General features: G+C 61.7%; 21 protein-coding genes and 2 pseudogenes. 10 read left to right on the forward strand and 13 right to left on the reverse strand.

Features of this window, described 5'->3' with window-relative positions; translation table 11 throughout:
* Nucleotides 1-100: 100 nt before the first annotated feature.
* The 6 genes and pseudogenes from VCJ09_RS12540 (at nt 101) to VCJ09_RS12560 (ending at nt 5,372) form a co-directional block, all read left to right on the forward strand.
* Nucleotides 101-1,228: an ABC transporter substrate-binding protein gene (locus tag VCJ09_RS12540; RefSeq protein ID WP_407693041.1), complete on the forward strand. Its 1,128-nt coding sequence runs from the start codon at nt 101-103 to the stop codon at nt 1,226-1,228.
* Nucleotides 1,229-1,247: 19 nt separating this feature from the next.
* Nucleotides 1,248-2,213, forward strand: a complete 966-nt coding sequence (locus tag VCJ09_RS12545; RefSeq protein ID WP_324730534.1) for a YVTN family beta-propeller repeat protein — start codon at nt 1,248-1,250, stop codon at nt 2,211-2,213.
* Nucleotides 2,210-2,938, forward strand: coding sequence for an ABC transporter ATP-binding protein (locus VCJ09_RS12550; RefSeq protein WP_324730535.1), 729 nt, complete (start codon nt 2,210-2,212; stop codon nt 2,936-2,938). The genes VCJ09_RS12545 and VCJ09_RS12550 overlap by 4 nt, the downstream gene beginning before the upstream one ends.
* Nucleotides 2,939-3,218: 280 nt before the next feature.
* Entirely contained in the window at nt 3,219-4,010 is a 792-nt protein-coding gene (locus VCJ09_RS12555; protein WP_324730536.1) for an ABC transporter permease, read from the forward strand.
* Nucleotides 4,011-4,225: 215 nt separating this feature from the next.
* A pseudogene (locus tag VCJ09_RS24800) lies at nt 4,226-4,593 on the forward strand (hypothetical protein).
* Nucleotides 4,594-4,706: 113 nt separating this feature from the next.
* On the forward strand, nt 4,707-5,372 hold the full coding sequence (locus VCJ09_RS12560) for a response regulator transcription factor (RefSeq protein ID WP_079202085.1): 666 nt from the start codon (nt 4,707-4,709) through the stop codon (nt 5,370-5,372).
* Nucleotides 5,373-5,614: 242 nt separating this feature from the next.
* Here VCJ09_RS12560 and nahK read toward each other — a convergent pair whose 3' ends face one another.
* The 4 genes from nahK to pqqF form a co-directional block, all read right to left on the reverse strand.
* Entirely contained in the window at nt 5,615-8,254 is a 2,640-nt protein-coding gene (gene nahK / locus VCJ09_RS12565; protein WP_324730537.1) for a hybrid sensor histidine kinase/response regulator NahK/ErcS', read from the reverse strand.
* Entirely contained in the window at nt 8,193-9,347 is a 1,155-nt protein-coding gene (gene nosP, locus VCJ09_RS12570) for a nitric oxide-sensing protein NosP (RefSeq protein WP_324730538.1), read from the reverse strand. The genes nahK and nosP overlap by 62 nt, the downstream gene beginning before the upstream one ends.
* A 480-nt stretch (nt 9,348-9,827) precedes the next feature.
* Complete coding sequence (locus tag VCJ09_RS12575) at nt 9,828-11,009, reverse strand: porin (protein WP_324730539.1); 1,182 nt, start codon at nt 11,007-11,009, stop codon at nt 9,828-9,830.
* 269 nt (nt 11,010-11,278) lie between these two features.
* The gene (gene pqqF / locus VCJ09_RS12580; protein ID WP_324730540.1) at nt 11,279-13,837 is read right to left on the reverse strand and encodes a pyrroloquinoline quinone biosynthesis protein PqqF; all 2,559 of its coding nucleotides are present in this window, start codon (nt 13,835-13,837) and stop codon (nt 11,279-11,281) included.
* 162 nt (nt 13,838-13,999) lie between these two features.
* Here pqqF and VCJ09_RS12585 point away from each other — a divergent pair.
* Nucleotides 14,000-14,874 (forward strand): annotated as a pseudogene (locus tag VCJ09_RS12585) (integrase core domain-containing protein); the annotation flags it as partial.
* 228 nt (nt 14,875-15,102) lie between these two features.
* On the opposite strand, the gene VCJ09_RS12590 reads toward VCJ09_RS12585, so the two are convergent.
* From VCJ09_RS12590 to VCJ09_RS12630, 9 genes are all read right to left on the reverse strand, one after another.
* Nucleotides 15,103-15,681, reverse strand: coding sequence for an NAD(P)H-dependent oxidoreductase (locus VCJ09_RS12590; protein WP_324730541.1), 579 nt, complete (start codon nt 15,679-15,681; stop codon nt 15,103-15,105).
* A gap of 67 nt (nt 15,682-15,748) precedes the next feature.
* Nucleotides 15,749-16,063: a MerR family DNA-binding protein gene (locus tag VCJ09_RS12595; RefSeq protein ID WP_324730542.1), complete on the reverse strand. Its 315-nt coding sequence runs from the start codon at nt 16,061-16,063 to the stop codon at nt 15,749-15,751.
* Between the two features lie 292 nt (nt 16,064-16,355).
* Nucleotides 16,356-16,706, reverse strand: a complete 351-nt coding sequence (locus tag VCJ09_RS12600) for a RidA family protein (RefSeq protein ID WP_324730543.1) — start codon at nt 16,704-16,706, stop codon at nt 16,356-16,358.
* Nucleotides 16,707-16,743: 37 nt separating this feature from the next.
* The gene (locus VCJ09_RS12605) at nt 16,744-18,147 is read right to left on the reverse strand and encodes an FAD/NAD(P)-dependent oxidoreductase (protein WP_324730544.1); all 1,404 of its coding nucleotides are present in this window, start codon (nt 18,145-18,147) and stop codon (nt 16,744-16,746) included.
* Entirely contained in the window at nt 18,144-18,476 is a 333-nt protein-coding gene (locus tag VCJ09_RS12610) for a (2Fe-2S)-binding protein (protein WP_324730545.1), read from the reverse strand. Before VCJ09_RS12610 ends, VCJ09_RS12605 begins: the two co-directional genes overlap by 4 nt.
* Entirely contained in the window at nt 18,454-19,578 is a 1,125-nt protein-coding gene (locus tag VCJ09_RS12615) for an NAD(P)/FAD-dependent oxidoreductase (protein ID WP_324730546.1), read from the reverse strand. The genes VCJ09_RS12610 and VCJ09_RS12615 overlap by 23 nt, the downstream gene beginning before the upstream one ends.
* A 108-nt stretch (nt 19,579-19,686) precedes the next feature.
* Entirely contained in the window at nt 19,687-20,688 is a 1,002-nt protein-coding gene (gene dctP / locus VCJ09_RS12620; RefSeq protein ID WP_324730547.1) for a TRAP transporter substrate-binding protein DctP, read from the reverse strand.
* Between the two features lie 44 nt (nt 20,689-20,732).
* Nucleotides 20,733-22,031, reverse strand: a complete 1,299-nt coding sequence (locus VCJ09_RS12625) for a TRAP transporter large permease (protein ID WP_079202097.1) — start codon at nt 22,029-22,031, stop codon at nt 20,733-20,735.
* Nucleotides 22,024-22,587 (reverse strand): TRAP transporter small permease, encoded by a 564-nt coding sequence (locus VCJ09_RS12630; RefSeq protein ID WP_324730548.1) that lies wholly within the window; start codon nt 22,585-22,587, stop codon nt 22,024-22,026. Before VCJ09_RS12630 ends, VCJ09_RS12625 begins: the two co-directional genes overlap by 8 nt.
* A 151-nt stretch (nt 22,588-22,738) precedes the next feature.
* On the opposite strand from VCJ09_RS12630, the gene VCJ09_RS12635 reads away from it, so the two are divergent.
* From VCJ09_RS12635 to tal, 3 genes are all read left to right on the forward strand, one after another.
* Complete coding sequence (locus VCJ09_RS12635) at nt 22,739-23,695, forward strand: LysR family transcriptional regulator (protein ID WP_324730549.1); 957 nt, start codon at nt 22,739-22,741, stop codon at nt 23,693-23,695.
* Between the two features lie 708 nt (nt 23,696-24,403).
* Nucleotides 24,404-25,408 (forward strand): tRNA dihydrouridine(20/20a) synthase DusA, encoded by a 1,005-nt coding sequence (dusA, locus tag VCJ09_RS12640; RefSeq protein WP_324730550.1) that lies wholly within the window; start codon nt 24,404-24,406, stop codon nt 25,406-25,408.
* Nucleotides 25,409-25,449: 41 nt separating this feature from the next.
* Nucleotides 25,450-26,376 carry a transaldolase gene (gene tal, locus VCJ09_RS12645; RefSeq protein ID WP_324730551.1) on the forward strand — a complete coding sequence of 309 codons (927 nt, stop codon included), beginning with the start codon at nt 25,450-25,452 and terminating at the stop codon, nt 26,374-26,376.
* Nucleotides 26,377-26,382: the final 6 nt, after the last annotated feature.

Here is a 26,382-nt window from a genome sequence, read left to right on the forward strand (position 1 = left end):
CACTGTTCCTATGCTGGCAACACCTACTCAGGAGTTGCCCATGCGTCAGATCAGTCGTCATCTCTTGCTCTGTGTCGCCGTCACTCTCGCTTATGCGGCCATGAGCCAAGCCGACAGCCCGGCAGCCGAGCTGCAGGTGCGCATCGGCTACCTGGCCTACACCCCGGCAACCGGACCGCTACTGTCCAATGTAATTGGCGAACCTGCGGACGCCGGCCTGCGCGGCGCCGAACTGGCGATTGCCGACAGCAACAGTACCGGGCGCTTTCTCAAGCACGCCTATAGCCTCGACGTCGCCGAGCATGACGACAGCGCAAGCCTGCTCGAGGCCGCCAGCGCGCTGCATGGCCAAGGCGTACGGCTGTTCGTGGTCAACGCCCCTGCGGCGACCCTGCGCAAGCTCAGCCAAATTCTCGCCGACAGCTTGCTGATCAATGCCGGCAGCCGCGACGACAGCCTGCGTCAGAGCGAGTGTTTGCCTAACGTGCTGCACACCCTGCCCAGCCGGGCCATGCTCGCCGACGCCCTGGCGCAGTTTCTGGCGGTGCGCAAATGGTCGCGCTGGCTGCTGATCAGCGGCCCCACCGAGGACGATCAGGCCTATGCTGCGGCCCTGCGCCGGGCGGCCAAGCGCTTCGGCCTGCAGATAGTCGCAGAGAAGGCCTGGAACTTCGACAACGACCAGCGCCGCAGCGCCCAGGCCGAGATGCCGTTGTTCACCCAGACCAAGGAATACGACGTGGTGCTGGTCGCGGACGAACGCGGCGACTTCGGCGAATACCTGCCCTACCAGACCTGGTACCCGCGCCCGGTCGCCGGCACTCAGGGCCTGACCCCCACTGGCTGGCACAAGACGGTGGAGACCTACGGCGCCGCGCAATTGCAGAAGCGCTTCGAGGCCCACGCCAAGCGCTGGATGAACGAGCGCGACTACGCCGCCTGGATCGCCGTGCGCAGCATCGCCAGCGCGGTGAGCAAACTGGGCCAGGCCGACGCCCGTGCGATCCGCACGCTGGCCCTGAGCGATCAACTACCGCTGGACGGCTTCAAGGGCCGCAAGCTGAGTTTCCGCAGCTGGAACGGCCAACTGCGCCAACCCATCCCCCTGGTGCATCCCCGCGCCCTGGTCAGCAACTCGCCACAGGAGGGCTTCCTGCACCCCACCAGCGAGCTGGACAGCCTCGGCTACGACACACCCGAAGTCAGCTGCACGCTGACCGCCAACTGACAACAAGAGGAATAATCCCATGCGTTTCGCCTTGCTCGCCGCGAGCATCAGCCTGGCCCTGGCCAGCACCTCGAGCCTCGCCGCCACCGCCTATGTGTCCAACGAGAAAGACGACAGTATCAGCGTGATCGACCTCGACAGCATGGAGGTCAGCGCCACCCTGGACGTCGGCATGCGCCCGCGTGGCCTGCTGCTGTCCAGCGACAACACGCTGCTGTACATCTGCGCCAGCGACTCCGACCGAGTCCAGGTGATGGACCTGGCGACGCGTAAGATCATCAAGCAACTGCCCTCCGGCGCCGACCCCGAGCAGTTCGCCCTGCACCCCAACGACCGCTGGCTATATATCTCCAACGAAGACGATGCGCTGGTCACCGTGGTCGATGTGCAAAGCGATCAAGTGCTGGCGCAGATTGATGTCGGCGTCGAACCCGAGGGCATGGCCGTCAGCCCGGATGGCAAATGGGCGGTCAATACCAGCGAAACCACCAACATGCTGCACTGGATCGACACCAGCACCCAGCAGTTGGTGGATAACACCCTGGTCGACCAGCGCCCGCGGCATGTCGAATTCGACCCGCAAGGCAAACGCCTGTGGGCTTCGGCGGAAATCGGCGGCACGGTCAGCGTGATCGATGTTGCCAGCCGAAAAATCGAGAAAGTCCTGACTTTCAAGATCAAGGGAGTGCATCCGGACAAGGTGCAGCCAGTCGGGGTTCGCCTCAGCGCCGACGGCAAACTAGCCTTCGTTGCCCTCGGCCCGGCCAACCATGTGGCAGTGGTCGACGCCAACACCTATGCAGTGCTCGATTACCTGCTGGTCGGCCGGCGTGTCTGGCACATGGCATTCACCCCGGACCAGCAACAACTGCTGACCACCAACGGCGTCAGCGGCGACGTTTCGGTAATCGACATGAAAACCCTCAAGGTGACCAAGTCGATCAAAGTCGGCCGCTATCCCTGGGGCGTGGTGGTCACCCCATGAACGCCTTGGAAGTCAGCGCGCTAGGCTTCGCCTACGGCGCACGCCAAGCCTTGCAGGGCATCGGCTTCAGTGTTGCGCCCGGCACCTTCGCCGCGTTGCTGGGGCCGAACGGTGCCGGTAAGTCGACCCTGATCGCCCTGCTCACCCGACTCTATGACCTGCAGCAGGGCGATATCCAGGTGATGGCCTGCAGCCTGCGCCAGCAGCCACGTCAGGCCCTGCGCCAACTCGGCGTGGTGTTCCAGCAGAGCACCCTGGATCTGGATCTTAGCGTCGAGCAGAATCTGCGCTACCACGCCGCCCTGCATGGCCTGGCCAAGCCATTGGCGTGCGCGCGGATCGACGAGGAACTGGCCCGCCAGCAGCTTGCTGAACGGCGTCATGAAAAGGTCCGCGACCTCAACGGCGGCCACCGACGCCGCGTGGAAATCGCTCGCGCCCTGCTACACCGGCCGCGCCTGCTGTTGCTTGACGAAGCCAGCGCCGGCCTCGACCCGGCCAGCCGCCTGGCGCTTAACCAGTATGTTCGCCAGCTCTGCCGTGACGACGGACTGGCAGTGCTGTGGACCACCCACCTGCTCGATGAAGTGCAAGCGAGCGACGAGCTGCTGATCCTCAACTGCGGGCGCCTGGTCGCCCAGGGCCTGGCCAGCCAGATCGGCGCCGACGACGCCAGCCTGGCCGTCACTTTCGCCCGCCTGACCACCAGCGAGGCGGGAGCATGAACACTTTGCCGCCAATGCACAGCGCCGCCCGACGGAGTGCCGCCCAAGCGCTCCCACGGGTCAAGCGCAATCACGTAGGAGCGGGCCATGCCCGCGAATGGGCATCGAATAGTCGGACGGATCGCGGCCATGGGCCGCTCCTACAAACGCCTCGCAACGCGGCAGCGATCTCTACCGCGTCGCGCTTCCATTGCTCATACCAAGAGCCCCAGCTGGCATCTGCATTCCTGGTACGCATGGCGCACCCTCGCCACACTCGTCACCTAACGGAGCCGCACCCATGAATGCCTACTGGTACTGCCTGCAAGGTATCGTGCAACGCGAATGGCTGCGCTTTGTGCTGCAGCGTTCGCGCTTCTTCAGCGCCCTGGTGCGCCCACTGCTGTGGCTGCTGGTTTTCGCCGCCGGCTTTCGTGCTGCCCTGGGCATCGCCATCATCGCCCCCTATGACACCTACATCACCTACGAGACCTATATCGTGCCGGGGCTGGCCTGCATGGTCCTGCTGTTCAACGGCATGCAGGGCTCGCTGTCGATGGTTTACGACCGGGAGATGGGCAGCATGCGTGTGCTGCTGACCAGTCCGTTGCCGCGCGCCTTCCTGCTCGCCAGCAAACTGCTGGCCATCGCCCTGATCTCATTGCTGCAGGTCTATGCCTTCCTCGCCATCGCCTGGCTGTATGGCGTACAGCCACCCATCTGGGGCCTGCTCAGCGCCCTACCCGCCCTGCTGCTGGTGGCGCTGTTGCTTAGCGCCCTGGGCTTGCTGCTGTCCAACGGCATTCGTCAACTGGAGAACTTCGCCGGGGTGATGAATTTTGTGATCTTTCCGCTGTTCTTTCTCTCATCGGCGCTCTACCCGCTATGGAAGATGCGCGAAGCCAACGAATGGCTGTACTGGCTCTGCGCGCTCAACCCCTTCACTCACGCGGTCGAACTGGTGCGCTTCGCCCTCTACCAGCGCCTGAGCCTCAGTGCCCTGCTGATCTGCCTGGGCCTGACCGCGCTGTTTGCCGTGCTCGCCGTAGTCACCTTCAACCCGCAACACGCCGCCCTGCGCCGGGCCAACTAACCCCGCCCGCTCGCGACTGAAGCGCAGCGCCGCCCGGTCGCCCCAATACACGCACTTGGGCGAACTCCATCGTCAACCACCTGCGCCTCGATAAAACAACCACTTACGATCAGCCTTCTACTACTTTGGTACTGCTTTCCCTCTCCAATGTAGAATTCCCAAAGCAGGGGTATTGCTCTGTAATACACATACAAAAAGAACCGAGACTTAAGGCGATGAAGCACTGCCTAACCTTATCCACAGGTCCTTCACTGATCGCAAGCCTGCCGCTGGCCGCCCCGCGCCAGGCGGCTACGGCGCGGGTTGCTGCCGAAGGCTGTCGTCTCAGCCATCACCGCTGCCCTACACCGGCACACACTGAGCACGCACGCGCCCTCGACGAGTCCCCGCAGACGCCGTTGATCGACGTATACCGGCACCAGTGGCTGGCCAACACCGGCAACCGCGAGCTGACAGTCCTGGCGACAAAGGCTGGTGGCTGGTGTTCTACTGCCGCTCCGACTGCTGGCTTGGCTGGATCGCGCTCAAGCGCGCCCACACCCCGGGTTACCACAACCTCTACCGCGACGACATCGATGGCTGACAGCAGGCCGACCTGTCCTTGATCCCGGCCCAACCGCTGGTCCTGCCGTAACCGTGCAAGCATTTCCCTAAGGCTGTAGCCGCACCATAATCAAAACAATGAGGTGAAAGGCCATGTACAAGATTCTGATTGCCGACGACCATCCGCTGTTTCGCGAAGCCATTCACAACGTCATCAGTGACGGCTTTCCTGGATGCGAAATCATGGAAACCGCTGACCTCGACAGCGCCCTGGCCATGACCCTGGAAAACGACGACCTCGACCTGATCCTGCTCGACCTGAACATGCCCGGCATGCACGGCCTGAACGGTTTGATCAACCTGCGCAACGAAGCGCCGACCATCCCGGTGGTGATCGTATCCGCCGAGCAGGACAAGCAGATCGTGCTCCAGGCCATCACCTATGGTGCGGTCGGCTTCATCACCAAGTCCTCGCCGCGCGCACAGATGACCGAGGCCATCCAGCAGATTCTCAACGGTAATGTCTACCTGCCGCCGGACATCATCCGCTCGCAAAAAACCACCTCCCACCGCACGTTCTCGGACCACCACGGCTTCCCCCAGGAGCTGCTGCAAGCCCTGACCCGCAAACAACTGCTGGTGCTGGAGCGCATGACCAAAGGCGAGTCGAACAAACAGATCGCCTACAACCTGGATATCGCCGAAACCACGGTCAAAGCTCACGTCTCCGCCATCCTGCGCAAACTCAATGTGCACAACCGGGTGCAGGCGATCCTGTCGGCCGGTGATATTGATTTTGCCGCCTATCTGCGCCGTTGAGCCCGGATCTAGGCGAGTCCCGTAGGATGGGTCGGGCCGCGTAGGTTAGGCGCGCGCAAGTTGGCCTGCTGCCAGCAGAATAACCGCGCCGTAACCCATCATGGATGTCAGCCACGACAATCGAGTACAGGCGTAAATCGTTCGATGGGTATCGCTCCGCTCAACGCCATCCTACGGTTGGACTACGGAGGCTCCTGTAGGATGAGCGCAGCGATAGCCATCACAGCCGGCAAACGCAAACGTCAACCCGCTCCGCGCTCCAGCAAATGACTCATCGCGGTCTTCAGCTTCATCGGCCGTACCGGCTTGTGCATCAGGGTGTGGCCGAGTTCGCGCATCTGCAGTTTGAGCTCGTTGCTGTAGTTGGCCGTGATCATCAGCGCCGGTAACGGCGTGCTGCGCCTGGAGTTGATCAGGGCCACGGCGTCGACGCCGTTGTGGCCGTCGTCGAGGTGGTAGTCGGCGATCAGCAGGTCGGCCTCGGCGTGGTAGTTGTCGACCTGGCGCGCCAGGTCTTCTTCGCAGAGCGCGGTGACCACCTGGCAGCCCCAGGCTTCCAGCAGGGTGCGCATGCCGGCGCAGATCGCCGCGTCGTTATCCAGCACCCAGATGCGCGAACCGCTCAGGCGCTCGATCAGCAGATCAGGTGCGTCATGCATCACCCGAGCCCTGGGCGCGAGGGTGGTCAGCGGGACTTCGATGGCGAACATCGAGCCCTTGCCCAATTGCGAGGACACACGGATACGGTGGCCGAGCATGCCCGCGATCTTGTCGACGATGGCCAGACCCAGGCCGAGGCCGCGATCCTGTTTGCGGTGGCTAACGTCACCGCGCTTGAATTCCTGGAAAATCTCGCCGAGTTTGTCCTCGGCGATACCGATGCCGGTGTCCCAGACTTCGATGGACAGGCTCTGCCGGTGCCGGCGGCAGCCGAGCAGAATACGCCCGCTGGTGGTGTAGCGGATGGCGTTGCTGAGCAGGTTGCGCAGGATCCGCGCAAGCAACTGGATGTCGCTGCGCACCAGCGCCGAGCTGGCGATGAAATCCAGGCGCAGACCTTCGCTGCCGGCAATCTGGTGGTATTCGGCGGCGAGGTTTTCCAGCAGTTCGCTGACGGCGAACGGGGCGATATCCGGCTTGATCACCCCGGCATCCAGCTTGGAGATATCCACCAGGGTGCCGAGCAGGCTTTCCACATCTTCCAGGGAGTTGCTGACGTTGCGCACCAGCGCAGCGCTTTCGACCAGCTCGCGTTTTTCCAGCAACGCGCTGGTGAACAGCCTGGCGGCGTTCAAGGGTTGCAGCAGGTCGTGGCTGACCGCGGCGAGGAATTTGGTTTTCGACAGGTTGGCCTGTTCGGCCTCGCCCTTGGCTTCGCGCAGGCGCGCTTCCATCTGCGTACGCTCGTCAATTTCGCTGCGTAGCTGGGCATTCAGATCGGTGAGTTCGGCGGTGCGTTCGCGTACGCGCTGCTCCAGGTGCTGGTAGGCCTGATGCAACGCCTCGGCGGTGCGGCGGCGCTCGGTAATGTCGCGGATCAACACGAAGATCCCGGTCACCTCGCCGCTGGCCTGGCGGTTCGGCACATAGGAGCGCAGCATGTAGCGCTCCTGGCCCTGGTGGTTGGTTTCCGCCACTTCGAAGGTCACGCTCTCGCCGGACAGCGCCCGCTCGATATAGGGTTCCAGGCGCCGACAATGTTCTTCGTTGTGTACCTCGCGCAGGCTCTGGCCGAGCATCGCGCCACGCGGCCAGCAGTACCATTCCTCGTAGACCTTGTTGGTGAAGTCGTAGACCAGATCGGCGTTAAGGTAGGCAATCAGCGCCGGCACATGGTCGGTGATCAGGCGGATCCAGCGTTCGCTTTCGCTAAGGGCTTCGGCATGCCGATAGCGCTCGGTGATGTCGGTGAAGGTGTTGACGAAGCCGCCGGTGGGCAGAGGATGGGTGCGCACCTCGAGCATGCGCCCGTCGTACAGGCGCAGCTCCAGTTCCTCGATAGGCTTGCCGTTGGCATCGCGACTGTCGGGGCTCAGCAGTTGCAACTCGCTGTCGGCCATCACCTCGGCGAAGGGCCGATGGGCGTTGATCGGTGCCAGACCGCAGAGGTCGAGAAAGCGGTGATTCCACAGTTCCAGCTGACCCTCGGCATTAACCATGGCCATGCCTTGCGACAGGTTGTCCATGACACGCTGCAGCAGCCGCGATTTCTGCGCCAGGGCCTGCTCGCGGCGCAGGGTTTCGTTGAGTTTGACCTCGGTAATGTCGGTGTAGAGGATCACCAGGCCGCCCTCACGGGTCGGCCGTTCACTGACCTGCACCCAGCGTCCGTCGCGCAGGCGGTAGAGCATGTGCTCGTCGCGGTTGCCGCGCTGCTCCTCGACCACCAGGCCAGTACTCTTGCTCAGGCGCTTGATCTCCGCCAACCGGGTACCGGCACCGATGCGCGCACGGCTGTGCGCCCATAACGATTTGAAGCGGCTGTTGAACAGGACGATGCGTTGTTCGCTGTCGAACAGCACGAAGGCATCGGAAATACTCTCGATGGCATCGATCAGGTGCTGGTGGGCAGTTTCCGCACGCAAACGCGCATCGCTGAGCAGATGATTACTGGACTTCAGCTCGGCCATGGCCTGATTCAGCGCATCGGTGCGCTCGCGCACCTGTTCGGCCAGTACCACCGAGTGCTGGAAGGCCGCATAGGCATCGTCGCCGCGCGAATGGACCGACTCGACCCGCTCGATCAGCGCGCTGTTGATCCGCTTGAGCTTGTGGTTATCCCGTTCCAGCGCCGCACAGCGGGCTTGCAGCTCGGCGACATCAACCTCGACCGGGACGGCCAATGGCGACTCCGGTGAAGGTTTGGTTGATGTGCATGCCATTGAACTGCTCCCCGTAGGTATTGAACCCTATGACTTGCTGGCTGCGCAGGAACGCCGAGACCGGCTCGACACCGCCGTCGTCCTCGATCTCCAGGCGCCGCAGAAAACAGTCGCAGCCGATGGTCAGCAGCAAGGGGCCGAGGCGCTCGCGCAGACCGTCGAACAGGCTTTCCAGGTTGGGCAATAGTGGCCCGGGACGCATGGCGGTAAGGACGATGCCGTTCTCCACCGCACAATAGAAACTCAAGCTGAGGTCTTCATTGACCCGCTGGATCGAGCGCACGTAGTACTGGTCGCTGATGCGCACGGCCAGGGGATTGGCGGCGAACACCCGGTGATCGAGGGCCTCCAGCGGCACGCCGATCAACTCGGCGTATTCCTGCGCGGCCGGCGCCGCGTTCAGCTCGAATACGCGCCGGCTGGCGCTGTCGGCCCGGGTCACCACCAGTTTCTCGGCGCAGGGTTGGATGTGATGGGTGCTGAACACCTCAAAATCCAGCCAGGTGTTGAACAGCACCACCACCGCCGCACCGGTGTGGAACTGACCGCCGTAGTAGACGTGGGTATGGGTCAGGTGGTTGTCGTCGCCGGCCGAACCGCCGAAATGCGGGATGCTGCCGAACGCCGCACTGAGTGCGCCGAGCACCACCTCCTCGCGGCTGGACAAACCATCGAGCAGGGTCAGGGCGAAGCTGTGGCCCTTGATCGAAGCCAGCTCGTTGTTGCGACAATCCTTGGCCAGACGTTCGACCAACTGCTGGGCGTCGATCAGGCTGAAACGCTCCATTTCGTCGATCAACGCACTGGCAATCGAGAAGCTGCGGTGATCGAAACCGACCGCACTAACACAGCCACGGCCGTAGCCATGCGGGGTGATTTCCCCGGCGCTGGTGCAGCCGATCAGGTTGATGCCGCCGAAGTACTGATCCAGCGCCTCACCGAGGCTTGCCAGGTCGTATTGCGCCGAACAGAAGAACAGCACGAAGCCCAGGTGCGGGTGAATCAGCTGACGTGCCAGTTCCTGCGCCACCAGTTCCACATCGGTGGCACTCGAGGTAGCGGTGACGACGCCTTCAGTCCGTTCCTGCTGCATAGCTTGCCCCAATAAAAAACCCACCTGGCATTGGGTTATTCTACGAAGCTCTCAGGTTTAGCCCCATGCAACTTGAGTCGCGCCGACCTACTTCCAAAGTAGCGGTCCATCCCAGCGCACGGGTGCCGGGAAGTCGTTCGACAGTCAAGTCATCGCAGGCGTGACGATCACGTCGCTCACGTTCGCTGCCTTCGTAGGAGCGGGCCGTGCCCGCGAACCGCTGCAAGCGGTGTCCGGGAAAAATCGTCCGACAGATAGTCCATCGCGGGCATGGCCCGCTCCTACGGACGGAGAACGCCTCATGCCTGCGAACGATGCTCGGTCCGCGTTCTAGATACAGCGCCTGAGAATGACCGGCAGCACCAAGAACAACGCGGTCACGATCAGCAGGATCAGCAACAGTTCCAGGCTGTAGATGAGCGTGCACACCTCCATAAAAAAGCCGGGCAGGGTCTCCCCTGCCCGGCTCGTCCCCAGGTCTTACCAGTTCAGCACGGCACCGACGGCTAAGGTGTCGGTGTCTTCATTCAGACCGCTGCCGGTGGCGGCATCGATCTGGTACTGGTTGTACTCGGCGACCAACATGAGGTTGTCATTGATGGTGCGAAAGTAGGCGACGCCACGGGTTTCGTAGTCGGCCGCAGTACCCAGACCGTTGCCGTCATCCTCGGTCTTGCCATAGGACAGCGCCACGCGGTTCTTGCCGAAGGTGTAGGAGCCCTGCAGCAAGTAGCCGTCGCTGTCGATTTCACGCAGGGTCGGCTCACCGGCGTTATTGGTGAAGAAGGGGTTCATGCCTTCGGCCTGGAAGCCCGAAGCGGTCAGGGAGACGCCGCCCATCTTGGCCTGCATGCCGTAGCCGACGCCCTGTGAAGTCACGGTATCGACGCTGTTGTCGGTGCTTTCCGAGGACTGGTAGGCACCGTTGAGCCAGGAATAAATGGTCGCGCCGGCAAGATCGAACTGGTAGCTGACTTCCGACTCGAAGCGTGGCTGATCCTGATAGGACTTGCCGGCGCCATCGTCACTGGTATCCACCGGGTCCATGATGCCAACGGCAAGATTCAGACCTTCGGCCAGACCGTTGTTGCGGTAGGTGATCTGCGCGGTCGGGAACGGGTACGGGTAGCCGGTGCCGATATTGCCGAACGATACGCCGCCGCCATCGACCAGGCCCAGGGTATCGCTGACGTTGCCGTAACCCGCCAGCATCTCGTCGCGGAAGATGTTCGAACGTGAGAACAGACCGAAGTCTTTACCCACCAGCACTTCGCCCCACTCAGGACTGGCGACGGTACCGTAGAACTGGCGTACGTCGATGGCGGTGGCGGTGCCATTGGTTTCACTGTCGTTGATCGTCACCCAGAACGAAGAACGGCCACCGAGCTTGAGGTCGTCGATCTGCTTGCCGAAGTTGAAGCCGATCCAGTTAGGCAGGAAGCCCATCTTCACCCGCGCCTGGCGGCGGTCGAACTGCTCACCATCGCGATCGACATCGCTGTTCACATAGAAGGCGTTGACGTAACCGTCAGTGGAGAAGGTGGTGCCGTCCTGGTCATACAGGACGATTTCCGCGGCCGCTTGCTGGGCTGTTGCCAGGGCGACGGCGGCAGTCAGAGCCAGAGGCAGGAATCGGGTGTTGGCGATCTTCTTGTTGTGCATAACGCTCTCCGCTTGGGGGGATGACCGCGAGGTCAATCGTGTCGGAGGCGATTATCGAAAAGCATGGCGCTCGGCCATACGCTGCTATGGCGCTGAATAACTGCTGCTTTGGCCGGGCGCAGCGGCGCACACAATTAGACGTAAGACCTGGCCAGACCACGGAGCAAGCCAAAGGTCGTAGGCCTTTACGCCGCGGCGCGCGCGGACCTGCCGGCGGATCGACGACCGGCCTGATAGTGGCGAAGTGAAGGGACAGGCGGCGCAATTGATCAGCTAGGCGATGACCAGCCGGCCGCCGGTTTGGCGGCGGTGGCCAGCACTCGCCAACTGCCCTGGGCCTGGCTCAGTTGACGATGCGCTGCCAGTAACTGCGGCCGTTCGAGCGTGGCCAGGGCCTGCAACACGGCCGTCTCGTGCGCCGTGGAAAAACCGGCCAGGTGCGCTTGCCAATGCTGTTCGGCCAGATCCTGCGGACTACTGGGCGCCTGCCGACGAAGCTCGGCGGCCGTCAGCGCCAGCGCCTGATCCTCCAGGGCGGCCAGGCGCTCGCCCTGGACCTGGAGAAACGCCTCGATATACCCGATGATTTGCTCAGCCGACGCATGTGGCGACTGCACGACAAACACAATGCCGCGATGCGCCTGCACCTGACGGAATCCGCAGTACACCGCATAGCCCAGTTGCAACTCGCTACGTAGACGCTGGTAAAACGCGCCCTGGCAGAACTGCGCGAGCAATCGCCACGCGGCCTCGGTCGCTGCATCCGGGGCCGGCAACGGGCAGAACAGCAGCAACGCCGCGTCACTGCAGTCGATGGCCGCGTCTTGCCAGTAACGCCCAACGGGACCCATTGCTGAGGGTTCTGGCGTGCTCAGCGGCGCTACCGAGCTGAACAATCGTTCGATCGCGGCTTGGCCGACAGCATCCATCCCCACGCCCAGACCGTCAAACCGCGCCTGTCGGTAGCACTCTTGCAGGCGTTGCGGGGTCAACGCGGTGCACTCGCGCCTGGGCGCAGCGAACAACTCGGGCAAACGTCCGAGCAGTTGCCTAAATGGCATCTCGGCTTGCGCCTGAATGACAGCCTGCCGGGCCTCGCGCGGCCCTTGCTGCCAGGCAGCGGGCGCAGGACAAAGCAGCGCTACCAGCACCTGCTGCACGACCGCAGGCAACAACCCGGCAGATCCCTGCAGCGACAGTTGCCAGCCATCGTCCCGAGCGGTCAATTGCACTGCGACCCCGACCTCCGCCGCATCGGCTGCGAGGGTTCGCAATGCCACCCGCAACAGCGCCTGCAACTCGTCGGCATCGACCCGCTCGGCCAGCCAGCAGCACCAATAGAGCCTGGCTTGGCCAGCAACACCCGGTGCGCCCTCCCCCGTGGCGGGAACTGGAAACCAGCGCATCTGGAGCGCGATGCCAAGGGCAGGCATTGCCACAGCTGCAGGTTCGAGAAATGGATTGGCCGGCGGCAACTGCCATAGCCAGGTGCAAGGCGCTGCGCTGACCGGCGGCGTTTCCTGCATCCGCAAGGCAAAGCCAGGAGCCGGCCAACTGGGCATTGGCCGGGTGCTGGCGAACAGTTGCAGTAGACGCCGGGCGTCCTGCATCTGCGCCAACAGCCCCGCCAGCGCGGCCTGCCCTGCCGCGCTCAAGCCAGCGTCCGGGGTCCAACCTGCCGCCAGACAATCCTGCCAATGACGCGCCAGGGCCAGCGCCTGCATGCTGTGCAGGCGCTGGCCCTGGATCGCCTGATAGCGCTCGTACAAAACCCCACGCTGATCGGCACCGGCAAAGAAGCTCAACCAGCCCAGCACGGCGGCCACAATCGCGGCCTGGGTTGCGGCTGCCTCATCGACGCCAACAAAGCTCAGCAGCAACATGGCCTGATCGGCGTAGCGATACACCAGCCGAACCTGCAGCCCTTGGCACAGTTGCGCCTCGCGCAAGCCAGCGAGCAAGCCCGCCGGCGCCTCTGAGCGCAGCCAGGTCTGCAGATAATCCAGAGCTTGATCCAAGTCTGGCTCTGTCCACTCGAGGACGAAGCCCAACTGCAGGGATGGCGCACCGCCAGGCAGGGTCATGCACATCTGCTGCACGCACAGCGGTAATAACGGTGCCGGGGACGATTGCCGCTGGCGGCCCCGACCCGGCAAGGCTGCAGCGTGGCGCTGAACCAGTTCATCCAACTCATCGAATGTCTGCGGGCCAACCACCATCAGCGACAGTTGTCCGGCCTGGTAGAAACGCTGGTGAAACGCCTGCAACGACTGCTGGAAGGCGGCCTGTTCGACGGCCAAGCTGTCACGGTTGCCGGCCTGGAAAGCCGCGAACCGATGTCCAACCGGCAACGCCTGACCCAGCGCCACCGCCACCAGGGTGTCGGGATCTTGGCCGCGGGCGAGGAACTCGGCATGCACCACCTCACGCTCGCGCAACTGCGCCGCCTGATCCAGCAGCGGATGGGCCAGCATATCGAGCAAGCGGGCCAAGGCCTCGTCGAGTCGATCCGCCGGCACCTCGCAGAAATAATCGGTGTGACGCGCCTGGGTCGAGGCATTGACCTGCCCGCCGCAGGCCTGCACGAATGCCATCAGACTCTGCTCGACGGCATAAGCACTGCTGCCGAGAAACAGCAGGTGCTCGAGAAAATGCGCCATGCCGGGGTAATCCGCCGGCTCATCATGGCTGCCCACCGCAACCCGCACGCTGATCGCCGTCTTGGCCGTACCCGGCAGACTGAGCATGGCCACCTGCAGCCCGTTAGCCAATTGCCGACACTCCGGCGGGACAACATTGAGCGACGGCAAGTTACAGACGGCAGGCATAGCGAGACTCGACTCTGGCAGGTTTCGGCACTTCAGCATCAAACACTAGCTAACTGAAGGGCAATAGTGCTTTGGAAGTAGCTGTATCCGGACAAAGTCCAAGCGAATTACCTCGCGAACTCAACGATTGGCCAAATTGTCAGGCACCGAATGGATCTATGGGAGGCGCGTGTCGACAAGAAGCACATAGCAAAACTTGAGCGCCAGCTGCGGCGCAAAGACAAGGCACTGGCGGAAACCGCTGCGACCTTGGTGCTGCGAAAAAGGATGAATGCTTTCTGGGGAAACGACAACGAAGACGTTTGACCGCGCTGCCAGAACGGCAACAATTTGTTGAATGGCTTAACCATGCTGTCGCTTCTGGTGCGCGCAAGGCGGTGGCCGGCGCAGAGATCGGGCTGTCGCTGCGCAGCCTGCAACGCTGGGCAATAACGCCGACCATACAAGCCAATGAGCGCACCACCACGCTACGCCCACGACCGCTCAATGCCCTGAGTGAGGACGAGCGCCGTGCCATCTTGCGCCTTTTGCCAGCTTGCCACCCAGCCAGATCGTGCCAAGGCTGGCCTAGCACTGCGTGGGTCAGCACCTTGGTGCTGCACTCGGACAACGGCGCGCCAATCAAACCGGTGACGCTGCTGAGCAAGTTATACGACCTAGGCATCACTCCATCGCATGGACGACCCCGAGTAAGCAACGACAATCCCTACTCGGAATCGCTGTTTCGAACCCTGAAATACTGCCCGCAATGGCCCAGGGACGGCTTTGCAGATTTGGACGCAGCACGCAGCTGGGGGCGCGATTTTATCCGCGGGTACAACCACGAACATCGCCACAGTCGCATTCGCTTTGTGACCCCGGCGCCGCGTCATCGCGGCGAGGATCAAGAGGTGCTGACCAAGAGTCATGCGCTGTACCAGCAAGCCCGTAACCAACACCCGCATCGCGGGTCAGGCAACACTCGAAACTGGCAGCCTATCGGCGCTGTCACACTCAACCCAGAGCGGCTGCAACCGGCACTGAGAATAGCGGCTTAAAAGCACGGCTGACGCGACAACCACCTTGTAAAACGCCGCACAGGCCAAGTAAGACAACGCCGACTTTTCCACAAAATCGATCCACAGTAGCCTTTCGAGATGCATGAGGAATAAATCAGGCCGCATTTTCCTGCAGGCCTAGCCAACATTTTAGCTGCTGCTCGACCGGCTTCGCTTTAGCCATGTGCCCCGGTGCAGCGCAGCGCACAGCAGGCTAACTAGCATCCTTCAAAGCGCCGTCGCCAATCTGGCGGCACTGCTCAGCCAGCGTTGCTGCTCGGCCGCTGTCGAACCAATCACCGGACCAAAAGTGGCGACCTTAACCGGGCTAATACCGCAAAATTCCAATGTGGTCTTCTTCATTTGCACAATACCGGGCATCCGATAGACCCAGCGAAAATACCAAGGAGGCGTGTCCATCGTGACAAGCAACTGCGCCGTGCGGCCCACTAGCAGTTTGTCAGGGAAGGCTGAACCGGCGCGGTATTTAAACGCAAAGCCAGGTAACAGGATGCGATCGAGAAAGCCCTTCAATAGAGCCGGCACACTGCCCCACCAAATCGGATAAACCACTACCAAGTGCTCGGCCCACAGGATCGACTCCTGCGCAGCCAGTAAATCTGGCTCCAACTCCTGAATACGTTGATAACCCTCATGCAGGATTGGCTCGAAGGCCACGTCTGCTAACCGCAAGATGCGCACTTTATGCCCAGCTGCAGTGGCCGCTGCCGCATAGCTGTCACTCAGTCCTGCACACAAACTGCTGGCTGCCGAATGACCTAAAATCACCAGTACTTGCTTAGCCATCTCGCTCACTCCAAAAACACAAGTCCCGAGTGTAAAGTCTGCCCCTAATGGCAGAGTCAAGCAGACTTTAGCGGGCACTCACCGGCACTACAGCGCACTGCTGAGTTAACGACTGCGCTGCGTCGGCAGCGGCCAAACAACTGACAATCTCACCAGCGACCTGCTGCAATCTGCCATCCAGCGCCTGCAAGCGCGCAATCTCGGCACTCACACTCAACCGCTTAGCGTCGATCGCCGCGGCGAACGCTCGCCAGTCCGGCTCACCCGAGCGCCCGGCCAATAGCGGCGCAAGTTCGGCCAAGCGAAAGCCCAGGCCTTGCGTCCGCTTAATCAACTGAATCAGCAACAGCTCATTGGCCGCATAAACTCTATACGAACCCAAGCGCGGCACTGAACCGCCCCTAGTTTCGTAGGCGGTTACCAGCGTCGGCTCTGGCTCGGGTCTGGACGTTCGTGACCGGCGGCTGCCGACCCGAAGCTGCCTATGACGACAGGCAGGTACCGGCCCGGAGTAGGCATTCGAAATTGTCTACACAAACAGGCGCGGACTCGGAGCACTGCTTCGCCTCGTCTACGGCTAAGCAGTGCTTCTACTTTTGTTCGCCGCTTGCCTTACTCTGAAAGTTGAGCAGGCCAGAGACTGAATAAGAGCCTGTGCGCAGCAAATTAAACTACTAAGAAGTGGCAGCAATCACCGAGATTTCTACCAGCAGCTCGGGGCTGGCCATCTTGGCCTCGACACAGGCTCGCGCAGGGGCGAAGCCTGGCGGAACCCAGCTGTCCCATACACCGTTCATCTCGGCAAACAGGCTCATATCCTTCAGGTAGATAGTGGCGGACAGCAGCTGTTCACGGTTGCTGCCAACCGACGCCAGCAGCGTATCGACCTTGGCCAGCATGGTGCGGGTTTGCTCCTGAATGCCCGCACTACGGTCTTCTGCCACCTGCCCGCACAAATAGGCGGTCTGGTTATGCACCACAACTCGGCTCATCCGCGCAGCGGTTTCATATCGGCTAATGCTCATCGCTTTTCCTTTTGGAGTTCCATGTTGAAATGACTGGCTAGTGCTTTTCCCCGCGGCTCACCAGCGAAGCCAGTTCACCCAGGGAAAGCGGCTTGATCGGCGCGCGGATGGTGTAATAACCCACCTGGTCGATGGCGACATTGCGCTCGGCGGCGATGATTTGCGCCACGGTGAGACCGCACATGCGGCCCTGGCAGGGGCCCATACCAGCGCGACTAAAGGCTTTGGCTTGATTCGGACCGCTACAGCCAAGTCCTACGAAGCGGCGGATATCACCGGCGCTGACCTCCTCGCAACGACAGACGATGGTTTCATCGACCGGCAGCAGGAACTCGGCAGCCGGTTGGTAGAGCACATCCAGAAACGGCCGGATAACCATCAGCCGGTCCAGGGCCTGATGCGCCGGCCGTGCCAGCCGGTCCCGTGCAGTGCTGTCGATGCGGCCCTGCTGGCAGGCTACTTGCCAGGCCGTCAGACGGCCGAAGTGCTCCGCGGCTAGCGCACCACCTATCCCTGCGGAGTCGCCAGCGACGAAGAAACCGTCGATCGACGTTTCGCCCCAGGCATCGGTCTGCGGATGCCAGCACTGCTGTTGCTCGTGCCATAAATGCCGGGCATCCAGGGCGCGGGTCAACTGCACATTAGGCACGACGCCCTGATGCACCAGGAGTGTCTGGCAGTCGATCACGCGGTCATGGCCTTTGTGCTGAAAATGCAGCTGTGCCAGACAACCGTTGCTGGCAGCATCGGCGCGCAGTTGCGTCACCCCGCCGAGCATCTTGATGCCGGCTTTGCGCAATGAGACCAGATAGCCCAGCCCCTTGAGCAGCATGCGCCAACCGCGCAGCGCGCCGAGCCCATGGCGCAGTGCCTTGCAGTAGTTGCCTGGCGGAGTGGTATCCAGCACCGCACTGATCGGCACACCGGCCTTATGTAGCTGCCAGGCAATCAGCAGTAGCAGCGGGCCACTGCCGGCCAGCACCAGCGGGCCCGAAGGGGTCAGACCGCTACTCTTCAACAGGATCTGCGCCGCGCCGCAGGTCATCACCCCAGGTAGGGTCCAGCCAGGGAAAGGCACTGGCCGCTCCTGCGCGCCGGTCGCTAGCAGTATTTTGGCTGCGCGCAGGGTGCGACTCTGCCCACCAACGGACACACTGAGTACGCGCTCTGGGCTGATATCCCACACCGTGGCCGAATGGAAGTAATCGACCCGCGAATGCTCCAGCGCATCTACCAGCGTGCGCCCGTAGTAGTAGTCGGGCCCCAGTATTTGCCTATCCGCCGGTGCCGGGTTGCTCACGCTACGGTAGATTTGCCCACCCGGGGCGGCTTGCTCGTCCAGCAAGGCGACATCCAGGCCATGCTGGCACGCCGTAGTCGCGGCGGCCATACCGGCGGGACCGGCGCCGACCACTATCAGGTCATAGATCCGCTCGCTCACGAGTACGACTCCTGCTCAGCTGTAGGGACAGCCCTGGCGCCAAGCTGCGGGAGGATCTTCATGCCTTGCGCCACCAGGGTCATGCAGCCCTGCACGTTAGGCACGCCATCGATCTCAACCAGGCATTCGAAGCAGGCCCCCATCATGCAGTAGGGCGCGCGCGGACTGCCGGACAGCGGAGTGCTACGTGACGGAATCATGCCTGCGGCTAGCACGGCGGCGGCCACGGTCTCGCCCGTTCGGGCATGGAATGCAGCGCCGTCGATTTCCACCAGTACTGTCCCTCGGTCTTCGCTCGCCAGGCGTTTAAACATCGAATCGTGCGGCACGAAACACCTCCAAAGAAAAGGCTTGTGGTTTCCCTGCAATCCAGTCGGCAATCGGCCCCGAATGGGCGGCCCCCAGGGTGACGCCACTGTGGCAGGTCACTAGAAATGCCCCAGGGCATACGCTGGACTCTTCATAAATCGGGTAGCCATCCGGGGTCATCACTCGCAATGCACCCCAGGCGCGGACCATGCGCACGTGCTCCAGCAGCGGAAACATGCGGATCGCCCGTTGTGCGATCTGCGCCATCACCTCGGTGGTGGTGCCGCTGTCGAAGCCCACGTCCTCTTTGGAGTCGCCCAACTGCAAGGTGCCGTCCCCGGTCTGGCGCACATGGCCGGTGGGGTAGTGGAGAAACGGCTGCACGCGCTCGGTAATCAACACCTGGCCGCGATTGGGTTGAACCGGTGCCGACAGTCCCAGCTGGGGGGCCAGTGTCTTATTGCCGAGGCCGGCAGCCAGTACCAGCTTTGCAGAGATCCAGGTGTCATGGCCGGCAACCACGCCGAAGCCGCCGTCCCGCTGGCGGATCTCGCCGATGGAGGCATTGCTGATCAACTGACCACCCTGGGCGACAAAGGCCTCGACCAAGGCCCGTAACAGCAGCAACGGATTCAGGTGACCATCTTCGAGGCCCAGGGTGGCGCCGGCCACTCGCGAACCGATCTCGGGCACCAGGGCTTTGAGTTGTGCATGGTCGAGGACTTCGAACGGGTAATCGCCTCCGGCCTGCTCGCGCATGTTGGTGAGCAGCCGTTGACGCTGTTCCAGTTCGGCGTCCTCCAGGCAGACAAACAGGCCGCCTCGTTGGGCGAGTTGGACATCGATGCCGGTGCTCGATTGCAGCTGCTGAGCAAAGTCGCCCCACAAGCGCGCCGACAGGCGCGATAACTGGGCGTACTCGGGGCAGGTATCACCCTTGCCCTGCACCCAGACCAGGCCGAAGTTACCCCGCGAGGCGCGCAGGGCAATGTCGCCCTCATCCAGGACGGTGACCTTCAGGCCATTGCGCATAAGGCCTAACGCAATGGCCAGGCCGACCAGCCCGCCGCCGATCACGGTGACATCCGTCTGGCGACAGCCTGCCCGTAAGCGAACCGACATGGCCTACTCCTTTTAAAAATGATCGGGACACAGGCTTAGCGCCTGCTATTCGAAAGCGGCAAGGCCGCCCTGGAGGCGAACGCTCCGGGGCGCCCTACTCGTCCGGGGTCAGTCTTTGAAGGCGGACTTGAGCACCTGCTCGGCCCACTCCTTACCGATGTCGTCGATGATTTCCGGCCAGACATTGGCACGGACTTTCTGCGCGGTGGCTTCTATATCGGCGTCGGAAACTGCGACGATAGTGGCGCCAGCCTTGGCCAGCAGCTGCTCATTGGCGGCCTGGTCAGCCTGGGCGGTTTTCCAGCGACGGTTCTCGAACTCCAGCGCAACCGTGTCCAGCGCCGCTTGTTGCTCAGGCTCCAGCTCGTCGTAGCGCTCCTGATTGAGCAGCAGGTACCACACCTCGAAGTGAGTGTTGGACGGCACATAGAACTTGGTGACGTCGCGGAAGGAGGAGTAGTAACCCTCGGCGCCTGACCCCATGACCCCGTCGACCACACCGGTCTGCACAGCGGTAAAGGCTTCGGAGAACGGCAGCGGCGAGGCGATGTAGCCAATCTGATCGGCCAGCAGTTGGAAGGTCTTGATCGGCGGTACCCGTAGTTTGATGCCTTTGGCGACATCGGGGTTGCCAGCGCCCTGCACTTCTTTATTCAGCGCGATGCCACCGAAATACACTGGCCAGGCCGCCAATACCTTGATGCCTTGCTCCTGGTACAACCCGGCGACGGTGCTACGCAGGGGCGTGCCTGGGCCAAACACCCGCTGCGCCTCTTGCCAGTTTTTCACCATGTAGGGCATGTAGATGATCTGGAAACGTTTATCGGCGCCGGAGGCCGGCGGTTGCACGGCCATGTCGATGGCGCCCAGGCCGACGCGCTCCTGCACCACGGTGTAGTCGCCCAGGGCGTTGGCGGCATAGATCTTGACCTTGAGCTTGTCGTCGGTCGCGCTCTGCACATGCTCGGCGAACCACTTAACGTCATTGTCGATGGCCGTGCCTTGTGGGCGGACGTGGGACAGCTTGAGGGTCTCGGCTTGCGCCAAGCCGGCAGTCGAGAGTGCGAGGGCCAGCCCCAGGGCGGCTTGCTTGGAAAATGACAGATTCATTGCACGTTTCCTTGTTGTTGTTGGAGGCAAGAGTGGGGGTTGAATCAGTAGCCGAACAGATTCGGGATGTATTCGGAGAGGTCGGGCCATGCGGCCACCAGAACCACTGCCGGTAAGTAGCCGAACACTAAAATCAACATGGCCGGTTTGACGACTTCGGTGAATTTGACCTTGCCAATGCGCGCGCCCAAATAAAGGATGCTGGCATACGGGGGCGTGACCCCTCCCATCGCCGTGTTCACACCTACAATTGCGGCGAATTGGATGGGGCTGACACCCAGTGCGGACATCAATGGCAAGAGTAAGGGCGCGGTCAGAATGATCGCGGTGATGTCGTTAACCACCATGCCGATAACGAACAGGAACAAGGTCACCAGAATCAGCAACGTAGTCTTGTCCGAGGTGATCTCGAAAATCGCCGCCACCAGCGCCTGGGGAATGTCTTCCATTACGTAGATCTGGCTGAGCATCAGGCTGAACAGGATCATGATCATGATCGAGCCCACGGCGGTGGCCGATTCTTTGCCCGACTCCAGGAAGGTGCGCCAGGTCAGCCCCTTGTAGATCATGAAGCCGACCGGCAAGGCGTAGATCACCGCCACGGCCGCCGCTTCGGTTGGGGTCATGATGCCGCCGTAGATACCGCCGAGGATGATGACCGGCATGATCAGCGCCGGCAGGGCATTCACCGTGCGTGACATGCCCTCTTTCAACAGTTCGGGCATGGACAGCGTCTCATCCAGCACCAATGGGAACTTGCGCGACATCACCAGGTTGACCGCAGCAATATTGAACATAATCAGCAGGCCTGGACCCAGCGTGGCCAGAAAGCTGGCGAGGATCGAGGTCTCGGTGACCCAGCCGTAGACGATCATGGTGACGCTGGGCGGAATCAGCAGGCCGAGGACCGACGAGTTGGCAATCAGGGCGGTGGCATAGGCACGTGGATATCCTTTGCGCTCCATCTCCGGGATCAGCAACGGGCCGATCGCGGCAATACCGGTGAGACCGCTGCCGGATATCGCGCCGATAATCGCGCAGCTGACAGTGGCGACCACGCCCAGGCCACCACGAATGCGGCCAACGAAGATGTTGACGAATTTCAGCAGGCTGGCGGCAATGCCGCTGACACTCATGATGGTGCCGGCGAACACGAATAACGGAATGGCCAGCAATATGGGGTTGGTCAATTGGCTGAAGCCCCAGAGCATGGTGCCCTTCATGGTGGCATCGCCGACGAGCACCATGACCATTAGCCCGGCCCCGAAGCAGTACGGCAGCGGCACGCCGATGCTCAGCAAGACTATCAGCAGCGCAAAGCCCATCAGCGCGACTTCAATCATGGGATTTTCCTTGTTGTTTTTCTGTAAGCACTTGGAATTCGGCGACTTCAGTCGTTTCCGGAAAGTCATGGTCGAGGGGCGCGCTCAGCGCGGCGCCGCCCTTGAACAGCACGCAGAGGTTTTTGTAGAGGTGCCAGCAGACGTAGAGCGTCATCACCGACAGGCCGAGGAACAGCGAGCACTCATAGATGAAGGTGGGCAGATAGAGGGTCGGGGTTTCCTTCCACACCTTTAGGGCGTACTTGAAGTAGTCCCATGCCCACCAGGTAAGCCAGACCGAAATAATGATGCTGAGCGACTCCGAGACCACCATCAGCAGGCGCTGGGCTTTTTCGGTGCTGAGGAAAATTTCCAATACGTTGGCGCGGATCTGCGTGTCTTCCCGCGACGCATTGACGCTGCCGAGGATGTACAGCCACATGATGGGGATGATCGACACCTCTTCCAGGCCCATTACCGGGGTCTCGAAGACATAGCGAGTGATCACTTGAACGAACTGAAAGCCCGCCACGATGCTGATCAACAAAGCCAGCGTATACCTGAAGAACGTCTCCATTTTTTCTCTCTTGTTTGACGTTTATGGGGCAGATTTTGCTCGGCGCACTTGATAACATCAAATCGTTTATTGTTAGCATTAGATAACCAAATGTTATGACCTTGCTCTGCACCCATTGTATTTTTGCGGCCTAGGGCCAGCTGGAGGGCATGTGGCGAAACTAAGTCATCGGCAGGCCGAGGCCTTCCGTGCGGTGATGATTGCCGGCACCATTACCGGCGCTGCGGAGATTCTCTGCGTGTCGCAACCTGCAGTGAGCCGACTGCTGGCGGACTTCGAGGATGCCGTTCAACTCAGGCTGTTCGAGCGTCACAAGAAACGTCTGACGCCGACGCCCGAGGCCTTGATCTTGTTCGAGGAGGTAGAAAAATCCTTTGTCGGCATCGAGAAACTGGCCAGAACCGCGGATGAGTTGCGCGGCTATCACCGCGGCACGCTGCGGATCGCAACCATGCCTGCGGTGTCCATCGGTTTCCTGCCAAATGTGGTACAGGACTTCATCAGCGATCATCGCGGCGTCTCCGTGACCTTGCAGGTCAGAAGCTCGCAGCAGGTCGCCGACTGGATTGCCACTCAGCACTACGATGTTGGCATTGTCGCCACCAACGTCTCCGACCCGGCCATCGATGTCCAGCCGTTGGCCGACAGCCGCATGGTCTGTGTCTTGCCTGCCGGCCATCCGCTGGCAAATAAGCCGGTGATCACGCCCGAGGATCTCAAGGGCGAGTCGTTTATCTCCCTCGGCACCGAGCAGAGCGTGCGCTATAAGGTCGACGAGGTCTTCGAGCGGGCGGGCGTCAGCCGCCAGCTGATCGTCGATACGCAGCTGTGCTATGTAGCCTGTTCATTCGTGCTGGCCGGTAGCGGCGTCACCCTGGTCGACCCGCTGACGGCCTTGCACTTCGCGCCGCAAGGGCTGGTGGTGAAACGATTCGAACCGAGGATCAGTTTCGTCTACAACATCCTCTATCCGGCCCAACGCACCAAATCGCGACTGACCCTTGAATTTACCGACACGCTGCGCCGCAAGCTGGCGCAATTGGCAGTGTCTTCGTCCGGCTTATTGGATTTTGAAGCGCCGTCACACGACCACGCTGAGCGTACTTGAGCGTCACTCGATTCGACGTGACTCGGGTCGACAAGCTGCTGCATGCGAGGAGAGCGCAGTCTTCGCTGACGCAGGTTAGAACGCTTCGATAATGAGAGGCGCGAGGTAATCTGGCAGGTGGCACCACACGTCATACCCCCAGGCGGCCTGGCCACGCCCAGCATGGCCCCGAAGTGCGCTAGATCATTACGGCTGTCCGTTGCCGCCCTCCGCACTCATGCGCCGCAGGGTGTAGTCGACCAGCACCTAGCTGGTGAGTTCATGTGCACCTAACTCGCCCAGCTAGCAGCGTGAAATGGCTTCAAGGGTGGCCTCATTGGTTTTACCCAGGGGGTGGCATGGGCTACTTCCTGCAGGTATTGGTCGATCAGGTCTTTAAGCAGTAACCCATCCTTTTGCGCTCGCTCGATTGCACCTGGCTCACTCAGCTCGTTCTCACGACGCTTGGCCCAGGCCTCCGCAGCCTTCTGGCTGCGCGAAGGTTTGCCTCTCAGTGTAAACTTGCACCCCATCTTTTTTGATTCGAAGCGGCGCCGTGTAACTAACCGAGCCGTCAGCCTTCTTTCGCGGTCTGATCGTTGCCATGCTGATACACCCTCAAACGGGGTGGTAGAAGCGGGCTTTGGGGTGGTACAGCGTACCAACCAAGTTTTTAAAATGCCCTGCAAGCCCCGGAATACGTTGCAAACGCGCACACCAGAGAGCCCCATGCTAGAAGCCTTAAGCCCAGTAACTACGCTGCCTACAGTGTCCCGCCGCTTCTCCGTTGCGCCCATGATGGATTGGACGGACAGGCACTGCCGTTATTTCCTGCGTCAACTGTCGCGGCAGGCACTGCTCTATACCGAGATGGTCACTACCGGCGCCCTGCTGCATGGCGATAGCGCGCGCTTTCTGCGTCACAGCGCAGCGGAATACCCGCTGGCCCTGCAGTTAGGCGGCAGCGTGCCGGCCGAGCTGGCGGCCTGCGCCAAGTTGGCTGAAGCGTCGGGCTACGCCGAGGTCAACCTGAATGTGGGCTGCCCCAGCGACCGGGTGCAGAACAATATGATCGGCGCCTGCCTGATGGCCCACCCGGCGCTGGTCGCCGAGTGCGTCAAGGCCATGCGCGATGCGGTGAGCATTCCAGTGACGGTCAAGCACCGTATCGGCATCGACGGCCGCGACAGCTACGCAGAGCTGTGCGATTTCATCGGTCAGGTGCGCGATGCCGGCTGCCAGAGCTTCACCGTGCATGCGCGTATTGCCATTCTTTCCGGGCTGTCACCCAAGGAAAACCGCGAAATTCCGCCGCTGCGCTATGACCTGGCGGCGCTGGTCAAACGCGACTTCCCGGATCTGCAGATCATCCTCAACGGCGGCATCAAGACCCTGGAGGAATGCCAGACGCACCTGCAGAGCTTCGATGGCGTGATGCTCGGCCGCGAGGCGTACCACAATCCCTACCTGCTGGCCCAGGTCGATCAACAGCTTTTCGGCTCGACGGCAGCGGTACTCAGTCGCTTCGAAGCGATGCAATCGATGCGTGGCTATATCGCCGAGCACCTGGCCGATGGCGGCAGCATGCACCACATCACCCGCCACATGCTTGGCCTGGCCCAGGGCTTCAACGGCGCCCGGCGCTTCCGCCAGCTCTTGTCAGTGGATATTCACAAGACTGCCGAGCCCCTGGCGCTATTCGACCAGGCGGCGCAATTGCTGCAAGGGCGCTGACTCGGGTAAGGTCACGGCATCAGTAACGACAAGGCCGTGCCATGACTTCTAAGCTGGATCAACTCAAACAGTTCACCACTGTGGTCGCCGATACCGGCGACCTCGATGCCATCGCCCGCATGCAACCGGTCGACGCCACCACCAATCCGTCACTGCTGCTTAAAGCCGCCGCCATGCCGGGCTACGCTCAATTGCTGAAAAATGCAGTCAGCGCCTGCCAGGGTGACCTGGGCCTGGCCTGCGACCGCTTCGGCGTGACGGTCGGTCAGGAAATTCTCAAGATCATCCCGGGGCGTATTTCCACCGAAGTCGATGCGCGCCTGTCCTTCGATACTCAGGCCACCTTGCGCCGCGCCGAACGCCTGATCGAGCTGTATGACCAGGCTGGCATTGGCCGCGAGCGGGTACTGATCAAGATAGCCGCGACCTGGGAAGGCATCCGCGCCGCCGAGCAACTGGAAAAAGTCGGTGTCCAGTGCAACCTCACGCTGCTGTTCTCCTTCGCCCAGGCCCAGGCCTGCGCCGATGCCGGGGCGTTCCTGATCTCACCGTTCGTGGGCAGGATCTATGACTGGTACAAGAAGGCCGAAGGGCGTGATTTCGTTGGCGCAGAGGATCCGGGTGTGCAGTCGGTGACGCGCATCTACAACTACTACAAGGCCAATGGCTACGCGACCGTAGTGATGGGCGCCAGCTTCCGCAATATTGGCCAGATCGAGCAGTTGGCCGGTTGCGACCGCCTGACCATCAGCCCGGATCTGTTGCAGCAACTGGCCGATGACCGGTCCCCGCTCGAGCGCAAGCTGAGCAGCGGCCAGCCCGCCGAAGCACGGCAAAACCTCGAGCAAAGCCAGTTCCGCTGGGCGATGAACGAGGATCCGATGGCCACGGAGAAACTTGCCGAAGGCATTCGTCAATTCGCTCGCGATCAGGAAAAGCTGGAAAAGCTGCTCGCCGACATCACCTGAATGCAA

This window comes from Pseudomonas paeninsulae, assembly GCF_035621475.1.
GTDB lineage: Bacteria > Pseudomonadota > Gammaproteobacteria > Pseudomonadales > Pseudomonadaceae > Aquipseudomonas > Aquipseudomonas paeninsulae.